This window comes from Catenulispora rubra (assembly GCF_015356825.1).
Lineage (GTDB): Bacteria > Actinomycetota > Actinomycetes > Streptomycetales > Catenulisporaceae > Catenulispora > Catenulispora rubra.
The window spans coordinates 1-14,221 of sequence record NZ_JAACYW010000292.1 but is presented as its reverse complement, the minus strand read 5'-3'; the positions used below and the strand labels follow the sequence as shown (position 1 = coordinate 14,221).

Below are 14,221 nucleotides of genomic sequence, written 5' to 3'. Positions count from 1 at the left end.
GGGGTACGTCGCGTCGTGGCACGTGCCGCGGCTCGGGGCTTCGGGGCGGGAACTGGCGGGGGCGCGGATCGTGACGGCTTCGCTGGTGACGGCCGCGTACGAGCTGCGGTGCCACCTGGTGACGGCACCAGCCGGGTGGTCGCTGCGGGAGGGCGGGCACGCGGTCGCCTCGGATGCCGAGATCGAATGCGAGTCCGACGCGTCCTGTGCCTGGGCTGTCGGCGACGGCGTGCGGTCGATGGTGTTCGGCGTCTTCGGATACGAGTCTGCCGGAGTCGCGTGCTACGAGGGCGCGAACGCGTTGGGCACGTGCAGCGCGGCGCCGTATCTGTCCGCGCGGCCCTCGTCGGGGGAGTCGGTGGAGTCGGTCCACGTTGCGCTACATGTCCTTGATCCCGGTGCCGACATCGGACTCCCCGATGCCGCCGAGGCTGCCGATGTGGTCGAGGTCGAGGTGACCGATACTCACGTGACGGCGCGCTGGGCCGAGGGGTCTACTGTCACGGTCAACCTGGGCGGCCTTTTCGAATCCCGGAGTATCGATGCCAGCACCGATGCCAGTACCGATGCCACGCCTTGAGCTGGTCCGCGCCGACCACGCGGAGGCCCTGCTCGCCTTCGAGCGCGAGAACCGCGAGTACTTCGCAGCCGTGATCCCCGACCGCGGCGACGAGTACTTCGCCGAGTTCGCCGCCCGCCACGCCCAACTCCTGGAATGGCAGGCCGCCGGCACGGACTACTTCCACGTCCTGGTCACCGACACCGGCGAGATCGTCGGCCGCGTCAACCTCGTCGAGGTGAAGGACGCCTCGGCCGAGCTCGGCTACCGCATCGCGCAGGCCGCCGCCGGCCGGGGCCTGGCTACCGCAGCGGTCGCCGAGATCCGCAAACTCGCCGTCGCCGCCTACGGCCTCACCAGCCTGCGCGCCAAGGTGACGCTGGACAATCCGGCCTCGCACCGGGTCCTGGAGCGCAACGGCTTCGTGGCCACCGGCGAGCGGATGCTCAACGAGAAGCCTGCGGTGACGTACCTCTGCGAGCTCGGCTGACGGCTGCCGGGTTCTAGCCTTCGCCTTCGCCAACCTCGCCCTGGCGGTCATGGCCTTCCGCGCCGCGCGCCCCGGAACCACGCCGCGCGAACGCATCACCGTCGGCCTCGGCGCCGGCATGTTCCTGTGGGGCGCCGCCTTCGGCCACGTCTACCAGTGGTTCGCCAACGGCGACCACCAGCCCGGCAACACCGGCGGCGTGCTGGCGGCCGACGTCCTCTTCCCGGCGGTGATGATCGTCCTGGCCTGGCGTCAGCAGCGGGAGGGCTCTGAGTCGGTAACACATCCGATCTCTGAGACTCTTGCCGCTCGATAATGCGGCTATTTCCACACCCGGGGTTGACAGACATCCGAGGAATCATCAGGGTGACGCGTGATGAGTAAAGGATGTTAACGGAGGTGCCGGATGATCAGGGTTCGAAGACGAGCAGGACGCGTCGCGGCCGCGCTCGGTGCGGCTGCGGCACTCGCCGCCGGCACTACGGCGGCGGCGTCGACGGGGTCGATGGCGGGAAGCAGCCCCGACAACCACCGGGTCACCACGGTGTTCGTCTCCCCGTGGGGCAACGATCGGGACAGCGGCACGAACCCCGGGCGCGCCGTGCATTCCTTGCAACGCGCGCAGCAGGTCGTCCGATCGCTGGACTCTGCGATGCGCGGCGACATCCGCGTCGAACTCGCCGACGGCGCCTACCAGCTGTCGCAACCGCTGGCCCTGGATGCCCGCGACTCCGGGACGAACGGGCACACCGTGATCTGGACGGCCGCCCCCGGCGCGCATCCGGTTATCAGCGGCGGCACGCGGGTCGGCGGGTTCCGGCCTTCAGGGCGGACGACGTCGGGCGGTGCGCAGATCTGGTCGGCTGCGGCGCCAGCCGGACTGCCGTCGCGGGAGATGTACATCGACGGGCACCGTGCGCAGCGCGCGTCCGGGGTGGTGCCGGTGACGCTGACCGCGACGCCGACCGGCTACACCGCGTCCTCGGATCTGATGGCGTCGTGGGGCAATCCGACTGACATCGAGTTCGTATACAGCGGCGGCGACGGCTACTGGTCGCTGCACACCGGCGGGCTCGGCGCCTGGACCGAGCCGCGATGCCCGATCGCGTCCATATCCGGCGCGACGATCACCATGGCAGAACCCTGCTGGATCAACTCCACGCAGCGGGTGATGCGGACCGACGGCTCGGGACGGACGGTGAACCTCGTCGGCCCGGCGTCGGTGGGGAACCACGAGCTGCCGACGTCGGTGGAGAATGCGCGGGAGCTGCTGCAACAGCCGGGTCAGTTCTATTACGACGGCAGGGCCGGACGCGTGGAATACGTTCCGCTGCCGGGGGAGAGGCTGAACCACGCCGACGTCGAGCTGGCGACGGCTCAGACGCTCGTCAGCGGGACTGGCACGGCTGACGCGCCGGTTCATGACATCGCGTTCTCCGGGCTTCAGTTCTCTTATGGGACGTGGGATCAGCCGAGTTCGGCTGAGGGCTTCTCGGAGATCCAGGCCGGTTACACGATCACCGGTGCTGACGGGTATGCCACGCAGGGGCTGTGTCAGTTCATTGCTGGCGGCACGTGTCCGTTTGGGAACTGGACCAAGGAGCCGGGCAACGTCTCGTTCAGCCATGACCAGCGGATCTCGTTCACTGGCGACGTTTTCACTCACTTGGGCGCTGCGGGTCTCGATCTCGGCGACGGGTCGCAGAACACTGTTGTGAGGGGCTCGGTGTTCACTGATATCTCTGGCGACGGTCTGGAACTCGGTGGTGTTGACGACCCGCAGCCGGCCGTCGCCGGCGACCACACCGTCGAGAATCAGATCACTGACAACCACATCTTCTCCACCTCGGTGGAGTACCGCAGCGGCGTCGGGATCGACGTGGGCTACGCGGAGAACACGCTGATCTCGCACAACCAGCTCGACCATACTCCGTACACCGCGATCTCGCTGGGTTGGGGTGGGTGGCCGGACAAGATCAAGGCGCCGGCGATCGCCAATTCCAGTCATGGCAACGTGGTTTCGGACAACCTGATCTACGACGCGATGCAGTACCTCGCCGATGGTGGGGCGATCTATACGCAGGGGATCACCGGGGCGTCGTTGGCCGATGGGGAGCAGATTACCGGCAACGTCATCCACGACATCCTCGACCACGGACACGCGATCTACTGCGACAACGGCTCGACGTTCATGACCATCACCTCGAACGTCGAGTACAACAATCAGAACGATTGGGGCACGCGGCACGCCGACTACGTGCCGCCGGCGACCGGCTCGACCGATGATCCGCTCGACGTCGAGCACAACTACTGGCAGCAGGGCGATCGGGATTCGACGGCTCGCAACGTGACCGTCGCGAGCAACACGATCATTACCGGGCCGCAGGACGCGCCGAGCTCCATCGTGGACGCGGCCGGGTTGGAGCCGCGCTACCGGGGGCTGCTGAGTGTGGATCCGGGACACGGTCACGGCGCGGTGCCTTACGCCCCGCAGCAGGCGGCGGCGTTCGCGGGGGAGGGCGCGGCGTACGTGTCGTTCACGCCGACGTTCTTCGACCAGGGGCGGCCGGTGGCCTCGTACACGGTGACCGCGTCGCCTGGCGGTAGGCAGGTGACGGTGGATGCTGCGGCGTATCTGAAGACGTTCTATGTGCTGGTGCCGGGGCTGACGGATGGGATTGCGTATACGTTCACTGTTACGGCCAATACGTCCGATGCCAGGCGCGCCGCTTGGTCCGGAGTGCACAGCGCGCCGTCGTTGCCGACCGGTGCTGTGACTCCGGGGCCGACGACTGTTCTGCCGGCGGCGCCTGCTTCGGCTTCGGCTGATGTCGGGGTCGGGGATGTGAGCGTGCACTGGAACCCGGAAACCGTAGCGGGCGGCACGACCCCGACCCTGTCGTACGACGTGACGCTGACCGATCAGAAGACCGGCACGGTTACCACGGTCACCGAGACCGGCAAGACGGAGGTCTGGGCGACTAAGGGGCGTGACACGTTCGCGGTCGTTGGCGGGCTGGCGCATGGCGACGCGTACGCCGTCACGGTCGCGGCTAGGAACGCTGCTGGGCTTGGGCCTGTGGCGTCGGCGGGGGTGGTGACTGTCGGCTAGGCGGCTTTGTGCCGGATGCGCCGGATGCGCGGGGCATGCTGGGTGCACCGGGCGTGCCGGAGGTGCTGGGCATGCGGGGTGTACCGGGCATGCTGGAGGTGCCGGAGGTGCTGGATCGCGCGGTGGTCAGGGGCTGGTAGAGCTCCGGCCGCCGCGCCTTCGTCCACCACTGCCCGACCGAGCCGGAGACCAGGTCGAGATCGAGGTCGGCGGTGACCATGTGGTCGTCGATCGCCCGGCTCTCGGCGATGATCCGGCCGCAGGGGTCGACGATCATTGCGTTGCCGGTGCGGACTTCGTCGTCGTCGCGGCCGATGCCGTTGCTGAACACGATGAACAGGCCGTTGTCGTGGGCTCGGGTCGGGAGGTGGAGTTGGAGCCAGTCGCGTCCGGTCGGGCCGGCGAAGGCTTTGCGGACTGTGTCGGGGGCGGTGGCGCGGTTCTCCCATACGGATAGTGGGAGCGGGTTTTCGGCGAAGGGGACGATCGTGTGCGTCCCGCCGGTCTGGTGCGGTGCCAGCAGGATCTGGGTGCCAAGGAGCGCGGTGGCGCGGACGTTCTCCACGATGTTGTTGTCGAAGCAGATCAGGACACCGAGGCGGACGCCCCAGGGGGTGTCGAAGACTGTGTAGCCGTCGCCTTCGGAGATTCCGTGGTAGCCGACGGTGTGCAGCTTGCGGTGGATGTGGACGGCGCCGTCCGGCAGGCAGACTGCGTAGGCGTTGAACAGCCTGCCCTCGCGCTCGGCGAGCAGCCCGACCGCGATGCCGATGTCGAGCCGCTCCGACAGCGCTCTGATCTGCGTTACCGAGGAACCGTCTTCGGGCTCTGCTATATCGCTTAGTTCTTCCTCCGACAGTTTGGTCAGGTGCCGGTTGCCGACCAGGCACAGCTCGGGGAACGCGACGAGCTGAACCGCGTCTCTGGCTGCGGCGTTGGTGAAGTGCTCGATGCGGGCGAGGTTGTATGCCTTGTCGGCGGGGCGGGGCTCGAACTGGACGGTGGCGACTCTGATCGTCATGAGGCCCATCGAAGTGCTGTCGTTTCGATGCGTCCAATGAATGTTCGATGGCTATCGATAAATTTTGGGAATGGAAGGCTCTTCTGCGTGTCGCAGCGCTTGGAGGGTTGAAGCGCCTTGTGGGGCGCAATGATCGGAGGGTGGAGAGTACGGCGCCGCAGCGCGTGGTCGTGGTCGGCAGTATCAATGTCGACGAGGTCCTGGGGGTCGCGGTGCTGCCTGCGCCGGGGGAGACGGTGTTCGGGCGGGAGCGGGCTACGGGGCTTGGTGGGAAGGGTGCGAACCAGGCGGTGGCTGCTGCGGTGGCGGTCGGTGCTGCTGCGGCTGCGGTGGCCGGTGGTGAGGTCGCGCTGTTTGGAGCCGTCGGCGCGGATGTGCGCGGCGCCGGGGCGCTGGAGCAGCTGGCGAAGTACGGCGTCGACACGTCGATGGTGGCGACGCTCGATGATGTGGCCACCGGCCGCGCGTTGGTGATCCTGAGCGAGGCCGGGGAGAACCAGATCATCGTCGTCGGCGGCGCGAATCAGGTCTTGGATGTCGGGACTCTGACTCGGGATGTGCTTCGCGATGCGGCGGTGGTGGTACTGCAGGGTGAGGTGGCGCCTGAGGTGAATCGCGCGATGTTGCGTTTGGCGGCGGAGGTTGGGGTGCGGGCGGTGGTGAACCTCGCGCCGGTCCAGGACTTGGGCGCCGACCTTGCACACGCGGATCCGTTGGTGGTCAACGAGATTGAGGCCGGTCAGCTCATCGGTGCCGAGTTGGCGAGTGTGGAGGACGTCGCTGCCGCTGCGTCGCGGCTGCGCGGGCTGGCACGCTCGGTTCTGGTAACGCTCGGCGCGTCCGGGGCCATCCTCATCACCCCCGAAGCGCTCGACCACGTCCCCGCACCCCGGCCCGACCGGGTCGTCGACACCACTGGCGCCGGCGATGCGTTGGTCGGGGTTCTCGCTGCCGGGCTCGCTCAGGGCTTCGGGCTGCGCGCGGCGGTGGAGCGTGCGGTGCGGGCGGCGAGTCTTTCGGTTATGGAGGTTGGGGCGGCTGCGAGTTATGAGGCGTTTCGGGGGCGGCTGGATGAGGCGCCTTTCGCGCTCTAGAGACACCTTGGATGCGCTTGGCGATGCCTTTGAGACGTCTTTGAGGCGCCCTGGGAGCGTCACCCCAGCGACAATGGCCTTATGAAGGTCATCGTTGTAGGCGCGAGTGGAACTCTCGGCGGCGCTGTCGCTGCGGCGTTGGAGGATGCCGGTCACGTTGTCGTGCGTGCGTCCCGGCGCGGTCCGGTGCGCGTGGATCTGGAAGACGCGTCCTCGATCGACGCACTGTTCGCGGCAGTACCGGATGCTGAGGCGGTCCTGTGCTGCGCGGCGAGCGGGCCGTTGGTGGACCTGGCCTCAGTGACGGACGACGCGTTCGAGCGGGGACTGCGCGGCAAGCTGCTGGGGCAGGTCGCGCTGGCGCGGCGTGCGCTGGGGTGCTTGGGCGACAACGGTTCCGTCACGCTGACGGCTGGCACGTTCAGCTCACCGCTGGCGGGCGGCTCACTCGGGGCTCTGGTCAACGCCGGACTGGAGGGCTTCGTGCGTAACGCGGCGGCGGAGCTGCCACGCGGGCTGCGGATCAACGTGGTCAGCCCGGGCTGGATCCGCGAGACGCTGGAAGGCTTGGGGCTCGACGGCGCGGGCGGCACGGCTGCGGCGGTGGTGGCGCGGAGTTATGTGGAGTGTGTTGAGGGGAGTGGGTCGGGGCGGACGATTGTGCCGTGACGGGGTGGGGGTTGCTTGCGATCTTGGTGGGTCGGCGCTTTTCGGTGTTTATGCTCTCGGTGCTGGTGCTGGTGCTGGTGCTGGTGCTGGTGCTGGTGCTGGTGTCGGGTGGGGTGGGGTGCGGTTGGTCTGTGGTTTTGCAGGCGATTCTTATGGCTTCGCAAATGGTTGGATGGCCTCGCAGGGGGACGCAGTTCGGTTGTGCCCCGCAGGTTGCGCTGGCGGCCGCCGGAGTTCGCGTGCAAGACCACGCACAAGTCCGAGTCACTGCGCACGCGTTGCGTAGGCGGCAATCGTCGTGCGTGGTGGGCACCTTGAGGCCTCCGGCGGGCCTCCTCGACGAGGGGGCGACCCGCGCGACCTGCTTGATGCCGCCGGCCCGCGACTGTTCGGCTTTGCATCTGCTGTTGCCTGCGTCGCGTTGTCTGCTGGCGGTGTTGCTTGTGGTCGCCGGGTTCTGGGTCCCTAGCCGCGTCATCGCCGTAAACGGAACCAGCCCGGTTTGGCGGAATCAAGCCGCATCGCTGTTGCTGTGGTCGTTTCTCGTCCGGCTTGACACCGCCAAACCGGGCAGGTTGGCTGCGCCCGCTGACGCGGCGAGGGACCCAGAACCAACACCCGGCATGGTCCTTCGGACCCCCTCACCACATCGCCAGCTACGCGCGGCCCGTCACCACTCGCAGCGGCCAAGGCGCCGGTTCTCGCCGGGACCGGCAGCCTGGCCGCACCGGCTCGGGTGTGCCGTCGCTGTCGATCGCACCCGCGCGGCGATGGCAACAGCTTGGCGTCGGCGTCGCCGCTACCCCACCCGATGCAAGCTCGACGTCCGCACCACCAGCTCCGGCTGCAACACCACGGCCCGGTGCTCGTGCCCGCGACTGCCCTCGCCCGATGCGTCGGCCTCGGCCAGCAGCATCTGCGCTGCGAGGCGTCCCAGCTCCGCGGCTGGCTGGCGCACCGAGGTCAGCGGTACCGCTACCGCCGAGGCGAACTCGATGTCGTCGTAGCCGACGATCGCCACCTCCTCCGGCACCTTCACCCCTGCCGCGTACAGCGCCTGCTCCAGTCCCAGCGCCAGGAGGTCGTTTGCGCAGAACACTGCTGTCGGGCGGTCCGCCAGGCCCAGGAGGCGGGCGGCGGCGTCGCGGCCGGCGGCGATGGTCATGTGGGTGGTCGGGAGTTCGTGGAGGGTCTCTGGGGGGAGGCCGGCGGCGGCGATTGCGTCTAGGGCGCCGGTGCGGCGGTCGCGGATTTGTTGCAGGTGCGGGGGGCCGCTGATGTAGGCGATGCGGCGGTGGCCCTGGGTCAGTAGGTGCTCGACCGCGAGGCGGCCGCCTACGACGTCGTCCACTGATACCGAGCAGACCTCGGCGTCCTCGACCAGGCGGTCCACGACGACGTAGGGGATTCCCTGGCGGCGTAAGGGTTCCAGGGAGTGGCCGGTCGGGTCGGCGGGGATCACCAGGACGCCGCGGACCTGTTGTTCGGTGAACAGGCCGATGTAGTCCGCTTCTTCGGAGGGGGACTGGGCGCTGGTGCACACCATCACGCCGAGGCCGGCGGCGCGGGCTGCGCGTTCGGCGCCGTTGGCGACTTCGACGAAGAAGGGGTTCGCCAGGTCCAGGACCAGGAGGGCGACGATGCGGCTGGTGCCTGTGCGCAGTTGGCGGGCGGATTCGCTGCGGACGTAGCCCAGGCGCTCCACTACCGCCAGGATGCGGGCTCGGGTTTCCGGGGCCACCGAGTCCGGGCGGTTGAAGCTGTTCGACACCGTGCCGACGGAGACGCCGGCTTCGCGGGCGACGTCCGAGATCCCGACTGTCTTCTTGGCCACTGGGTCCGCCTGCTGGTTGGGACGGGGACTGGATGGGGTCGACCGGGACTGAAAGGTTTCACCGGTCGGGGTCACCTTACAGCCCGGGCCCGCCACCTGGCTCACCTGGGGATTCGTTCATGATCGTGTTGCCAGACCCGGATCGCCTCTTGACGAGGTCTGGAGTGCCGCCTATGGTCGGCATCGAAAGGGATTGAATCGATTCAATAATTCACCGATCATGACCCGCAAGGGGTGGAAGCCATGCCCGACCCGTCGGCTGTGAAGGCTGCTCTGCAGGCCCAGGAGATCGAGACCCCGTCATGGGGTTACGCGAACTCGGGCACCCGGTTCAAGGTGTTCGCGCAGGCCGGGGTGCCGCGGGACCCGTTCGAGAAGCTGGCCGACGCCGCGCAGGTGCACGCCGTCACCGGGGTCGCGCCGCTGGTGTCGCTGCACATCCCCTGGGACCGCGTCGACGACTACGCCGCGCTGGCCGCGCACGCCGCGGATCTGGGCGTCCGCATCGGGATGATCAACTCCAACACCTTCCAGGACGACGACTTCAAGCTGGGCTCGGTGGCGCATCCGGATCCGGCGGTGCGGCGCAAGGCCGTGGAGCACCTGCTGGACTGCGTCGACATCATGGACGCCACCGGCTCGGACAGCCTGAAGCTGTGGTTCGCCGACGGCACCAACTACCCGGGCCAGGACGACATCGTGGCCCGGCAGGACCGGCTCTTCGAGGCGCTGTCGCAGATCTACGAACGGCTCGGCGACGACCAGCGCATGGTGTTGGAGTACAAGCTCTTCGAGCCGGCCTTCTATACGACGGACGTCCCGGACTGGGGCACGTCCTACGCGCACTGCCTGAAGCTGGGGCCGAAGGCGAAAGTCGTCGTGGACACCGGGCACCACGCGCCGGGCACCAACATCGAGTTCATCGTCGCCTTCCTGCTGCGCGAGGGGAAGCTCGGCGCGTTCGACTTCAACTCCCGCTTCTACGCCGACGACGACCTGATGGTCGGCGCCGCGGATCCCTTCCAGCTCTTCCGGATCCTGCACGAGGTGGCGAAGAACGGCGGCTTCGACCGGGCCACCGGCGTGGCCTTCATGCTCGACCAGTGCCACAACATCGAGGCCAAGATCCCGGCGATGATCCGCTCGGTGATGAACGTGCAGGAGGCCACGACCAAGGCGCTGCTGGTGGACTTGCCCGCGCTGCGCGAGGCACAGGCCGCCGGGGACGTGCTCGGCGCGCACGCGGTGCTGATGGACGCCTACGACACCGACGTGCGCCCGATGCTCGCGGACCTCCGCGAGGAGATGGGCCTGGGGCCGGACCCGGTGGCCGCCTACAGGGCGACCGGGTACGCCGAGAAGATCGCAGCCGAGCGGGTCGGCGGCGTGCAGGCGGGATGGGGAGCTTGATGAACGACAGTTACGGCAACGACGCAGTGGACGCAGTGGATGCACTGGTCGCGCGGTCGAACCGGCTCGGCGCGGATCCCCGCAACACGAACTACGCCGGCGGCAACACCTCGGCGAAGGGCAGCGTGACCGATCCGGTGACCGGCGGCGACGTGGAGCTGTTGTGGGTCAAGGGCTCCGGCGGTGATCTGGGGACGCTGACGCCGGCCGGGCTGGCCGTGCTCCGGCTGGACCGGCTGCGCGCCCTGGTCGACGTCTACCCCGGGGTCGAGCACGAGGACGAGATGGTCGCGGCATTCGACTTCTGCCTGCACGGCAAGGGCGGGGCCGCACCCTCGATCGACACCGCCATGCACGGGCTCGTCGACGCCGCGCACGTCGATCATCTGCACCCTGATTCGGGCATCGCGCTGGCGTGCGCGGCCGACGGGGAGAAGCTGACGCACCTGTGCTTCGGCGACGCCGTGGTGTGGGTTCCCTGGCGGCGTCCCGGTTTCCAGCTCGGTCTGGACATCGCGGCGATCAAGGCGGCCAATCCGCAGGCGATCGGCTGCATCCTCGGCGGGCACGGGATCACGGCGTGGGGCGCGACGTCTGAGGAGTGCGAGGCCAACTCGCTGCGGATCATCCGGACCGCCGAGACGTTCCTGGCCGAGCGGGGTGTCGCTGAGCCGTTCGGGCCGGTGCTCGCCGGGTTCGAGCCGTTGGCGCCGGAGGAGCGGCGGGCCCGGGCCGCCGCGCTCGCGCGATATATCAGTACTCTGGCATCGAAGGACCGGGCGCAGGTCGGGCACTTCACCGATGCCGAGGTGGTGCTCGACTTCCTGGCCCGCGCCGAGCATCCGCGGCTGGCCGCGCTCGGCACGTCGTGCCCGGACCACTTCCTGCGCACCAAGGTGCGGCCGCTGGTGCTGGACCTGCCGCCGACCGCGCCGGTCGAGGACGCGATCGCCCGGCTGGCCGAGCTGCACGCCGCCTACCGGAGCGAATACGAGGCCTACTACCGTCGGCATGCGACCCCTGATTCGCCGCCGATGCGCGGCGCCGACCCGGCGATCGTCCTGGTCCCCGGGGTCGGGATGTTCTCCTTCGGCCGGGACAAGCAGACCGCGCGCGTGGCCGGGGAGTTCTACGTCAACGCGATCAACGTGATGCGGGGCGCCGAGGCGGTGTCGACGTACGCGCCGATCGAGGAGTCGGAGAAGTTCCGGATCGAGTACTGGGCGCTGGAGGAGGCCAAGCTGGCGCGGATGCCCAAGCCCAAGCCGCTGGCCACCCGGGTGGCGGTGGTGACCGGCGCGGGGTCGGGGATCGGCAAGGCGATCGCGCACCGGCTGGTCGCCGAGGGTGCGTGCGTGGTGGTCGCCGACCGGGACGGCGCGGCGGCCGAGACCGTGGCCGCGGAGCTCGGCGGCGCGGACCGGGCGGTCGCGGTGACCGTGGACGTGACCTCCGAGGAGCAGATCGCGGCCGCGTTCGACGCGGCGGTGCTGGCGTTCGGGGGCGTGGACCTGGTGGTCAACAACGCTGGCATCTCCATCTCCAAACCGTTGCTGGAGACCACGAGCGCGGACTGGGACCGGCAGCACGACATCATGGCGCGGGGGTCGTTCTTGGTGTCGCGGGAGGCAGCGCGGGTGATGGCGGCGCAGGGACGTGGTGGGGACATCGTCTACGTGGTATCTAAGAACGCTGTGTTCGCCGGGCCGAACAACATCGCGTACTCCGCGGCGAAGGCCGACCAGGCGCACCAGGTGCGGTTGCTGGCCGCGGAGCTGGGGGAGCACGGGATCCGGGTGAACGGCGTGAACCCCGACGGGGTGGTGCGTGGGTCAGGGATCTTCGCCGGAGGGTGGGGCGCGCAGCGTGCGGCGACGTACGGGATTCCGGAGGAGAAGCTGGGCGAGTTTTATGCGCAGCGCACGATTCTCAAGCGCGAGGTGCTGCCGGAGCACGTCGCGAACGCGGTGTTCGCGATCGTCGGCGGGGATCTGACGCACACGACGGGGTTGCTGGTGCCGGTGGACGCCGGCGTGGCCGCGGCCTTCTTGCGATGAGCGAGGGGATGAGCGGGCAGACGAAGGCGGTCGCAGAGGTTGCGGCGGTTGCGGCGGTCGACTTGGGCGCGTCCAGCGGACGCGTCATGGTCGGCCGCGTCGGGCCGGACACTCTGACCTTGGACGAGGTGCACCGGTTCCCGAATCGGCCGGTGCGCGTCGGGGGGACCCTGCACTGGGACGTGCTGGCGCTGTATCAGGGGATTGTCGAAGGACTGCGTGCCGCCGGTCCGGTCGCCTCGGTGGGCGTCGACAGCTGGGCCGTGGACTATGGCCTGCTCGATGCCGACGGCGCCTTGCTTGGCAACCCGGTGCATTATCGCGATGCGCGGACAGAGGGGATCGCGCATCGGGTGTGGCAGACGGTGCCGGCCGAGACGCTGTATGCGGTGACAGGGATTCAGTACGCGCCGTTCAACACGCTGTATCAGCTTATTGCGGCACAGGGTTCGGCTGCGTTGGCCGCGGCTCGGCAGGCGCTGCTGATTCCGGACTTGATGGGGTACTGGCTGACCGGCGTCGCGGGGACCGAGCTGACCAATGCTTCCACCACGCAGCTGCTCGACGCGGACATCCGGATGTGGTCTGTTGAGCTGGCCGAACGGCTCGGGGTGGACGTGGGGCTGTTCCCGGCGCTGCGGCAACCGGGCTCGCGGATCGGCGAGCTGCGGCCCGAGGTGCTGGAGGAGGCGGGACTGCGCGGGCCGATCCCGGTGACGGCGGTGGCCTCGCACGACACGGCGTCGGCGGTGGTCGCGGTGCCGGCGGTGGGGGAGCGGTTCGCGTATATCAGTACTGGAACATGGTCGCTGGCCGGGCTGGAGCTGGAACGGCCGGTGCTGAGCGAGGCGAGTCGGCTCGCGAACTTCACGAACGAGGCGGGGATCGACGGCACGGTCCGGTACTTGCGCAACATCATGGGGCTGTGGCTGCTGCAGGAGTGTGTGCGGGAATGGGAGGCCGAGCGGGGCGGTGCCGGGGGCGAGTCGCTGAGTGATGCCGCCGCTCCTGCTCCCGTCGCTCCCGCCCCGCTTGACCTCCCATCTCTCCTCGCCGCCGCCGCCAAGCTCCAGCCCCTGCGCTCGGTGATCGACGCCGCCGACCCCACCTTCCTCGCGCCCGGTCGCATGCCCGGCCGCATCCGCGAAGCCTGCCGCGCCACCGGCCAGCCGGTCCCGGTCACGCCGGCGGAAGTCACCCGCTGCATCCTCGACTCCCTCGCGCTGGCCCACCGGCGCGCGATCGAGGACGCGCAGCGCCTCGCCGACCACCCGGTCGACGTGGTGCACATCGTCGGTGGCGGCGTGCACAACGCGCTGCTGTGCCAGCTCACCGCCGACGCCTGCGGCCTCCCGGTCGTCGCGGGCCCGGCTGAGGCAGCGGCGCTGGGGAACGTGCTGGTCCAGGCCCGTGCGCTCGGCGTGGTCGGCGGCCTCGGCGAGATGCGGTCGCTGGTGGCTCGAACCCAAAAGCTCACCCGCTACGAGCCCGCGGGCGATCGGGCGGCGTGGGAGCTGGCCGCCGCGCGCCTGGATTCGTAGGGTTGAGCATGGACGTCCTCGAACTCCGCGACGCGACCGAGTGGGACACGTGGCTGACCGCGCACGGCGCCGAGGCCCCCGAGGCCTGGCTGCGGATCGGTAAGAAGCGCTCCGGCCTGGAGCTGATCAGCATCGAGCAGGCGTTGGAAGTCGTTCTCTGCCACGGCTGGATCGACGGACTCCGCCGGTCGCTGGACGAAGCGTCGTTCCTGCAACGCTACTCACCGCGCACGAAGCGCAGCCCCTGGTCGCGCATCAACGCGGCGATGGCCGAGCGCCTGATCGCCGAGGAGCGGATGAAGCCAGCCGGGCTCGCGGCGATCGAGGCCGCGCGAGCCGACGGCCGGTGGCCCGACAGCGAGCCCTTCTGATCGGGTGGCCGTGCGGGTGTCGGTGTGCGCGGCTGGTCTCTGGCACTCAGGCGGCCCCGGCCC

The 14,221-nt window shown here is 69.2% G+C and carries 10 protein-coding genes and 2 pseudogenes; 10 read left to right on the top strand and 2 right to left on the bottom strand.

Going from position 1 to position 14,221, the window contains the following annotated elements; all coding sequences use genetic code 11:
* From GWK61_RS44755 to GWK61_RS44740, 4 genes and pseudogenes are all read left to right on the top strand, one after another.
* Positions 1–580: pseudogene (locus GWK61_RS44755) on the top strand (hypothetical protein); the annotation flags it as partial.
* Positions 567–1,049, top strand: coding sequence for a GNAT family N-acetyltransferase (locus tag GWK61_RS44750; protein ID WP_194918625.1), 483 nt, complete (start codon positions 567–569; stop codon positions 1,047–1,049). The pseudogene GWK61_RS44755 and the gene GWK61_RS44750, both read left to right, overlap by 14 nt.
* 22 nt (positions 1,050–1,071) lie before the next feature.
* Positions 1,072–1,365, top strand: a pseudogene (locus tag GWK61_RS44745) (DUF6790 family protein); the annotation flags it as partial.
* Positions 1,366–1,455: 90 nt separating this feature from the next.
* On the top strand, positions 1,456–4,161 hold the full coding sequence (locus GWK61_RS44740; RefSeq protein WP_228563979.1) for a right-handed parallel beta-helix repeat-containing protein: 2,706 nt from the start codon (positions 1,456–1,458) through the stop codon (positions 4,159–4,161).
* Here the strand turns inward: GWK61_RS44740 and GWK61_RS44735 are convergent.
* Positions 4,103–5,182 carry a nitrilase-related carbon-nitrogen hydrolase gene (locus GWK61_RS44735; protein WP_194918622.1) on the bottom strand — a complete coding sequence of 360 codons (1,080 nt, stop codon included), beginning with the start codon at positions 5,180–5,182 and terminating at the stop codon, positions 4,103–4,105. The genes GWK61_RS44740 and GWK61_RS44735 overlap by 59 nt on opposite strands.
* A gap of 47 nt (positions 5,183–5,229) precedes the next feature.
* Between GWK61_RS44735 and GWK61_RS44730 the strand changes: the two genes are divergently transcribed.
* Together GWK61_RS44730 and GWK61_RS44725 are read left to right on the top strand one after the other, a co-directional pair.
* A complete protein-coding gene (locus GWK61_RS44730) occupies positions 5,230–6,276 on the top strand; it encodes a ribokinase (RefSeq protein ID WP_194918620.1) in 1,047 nt (348 codons plus the stop codon).
* A gap of 81 nt (positions 6,277–6,357) precedes the next feature.
* Complete coding sequence (locus GWK61_RS44725; protein WP_194918617.1) at positions 6,358–6,945, top strand: short chain dehydrogenase; 588 nt, start codon at positions 6,358–6,360, stop codon at positions 6,943–6,945.
* 799 nt (positions 6,946–7,744) lie between these two features.
* Here GWK61_RS44725 and GWK61_RS44720 read toward each other — a convergent pair.
* Complete coding sequence (locus GWK61_RS44720) at positions 7,745–8,779, bottom strand: LacI family DNA-binding transcriptional regulator (RefSeq protein ID WP_194918615.1); 1,035 nt, start codon at positions 8,777–8,779, stop codon at positions 7,745–7,747.
* Between the two features lie 243 nt (positions 8,780–9,022).
* On the opposite strand from GWK61_RS44720, the gene rhaI reads away from it, so the two are divergent.
* Genes rhaI through GWK61_RS44700 form a run of 4 tightly spaced genes read left to right on the top strand, consistent with a single transcriptional unit; the run spans position 9,023 to position 14,158 of the window.
* Positions 9,023–10,189: an L-rhamnose isomerase gene (rhaI, locus tag GWK61_RS44715; protein WP_194918613.1), complete on the top strand. Its 1,167-nt coding sequence runs from the start codon at positions 9,023–9,025 to the stop codon at positions 10,187–10,189.
* Positions 10,189–12,246: a bifunctional aldolase/short-chain dehydrogenase gene (locus GWK61_RS44710; RefSeq protein ID WP_194918611.1), complete on the top strand. Its 2,058-nt coding sequence runs from the start codon at positions 10,189–10,191 to the stop codon at positions 12,244–12,246. The genes rhaI and GWK61_RS44710 overlap by 1 nt, the downstream gene beginning before the upstream one ends.
* A gap of 8 nt (positions 12,247–12,254) precedes the next feature.
* The gene (locus GWK61_RS44705) at positions 12,255–13,787 is read left to right on the top strand and encodes a rhamnulokinase (RefSeq protein ID WP_194918609.1); all 1,533 of its coding nucleotides are present in this window, start codon (positions 12,255–12,257) and stop codon (positions 13,785–13,787) included.
* 8 nt (positions 13,788–13,795) lie between these two features.
* A complete protein-coding gene (locus GWK61_RS44700; protein ID WP_228563978.1) occupies positions 13,796–14,158 on the top strand; it encodes a YdeI/OmpD-associated family protein in 363 nt (120 codons plus the stop codon).
* Positions 14,159–14,221: the final 63 nt, after the last annotated feature.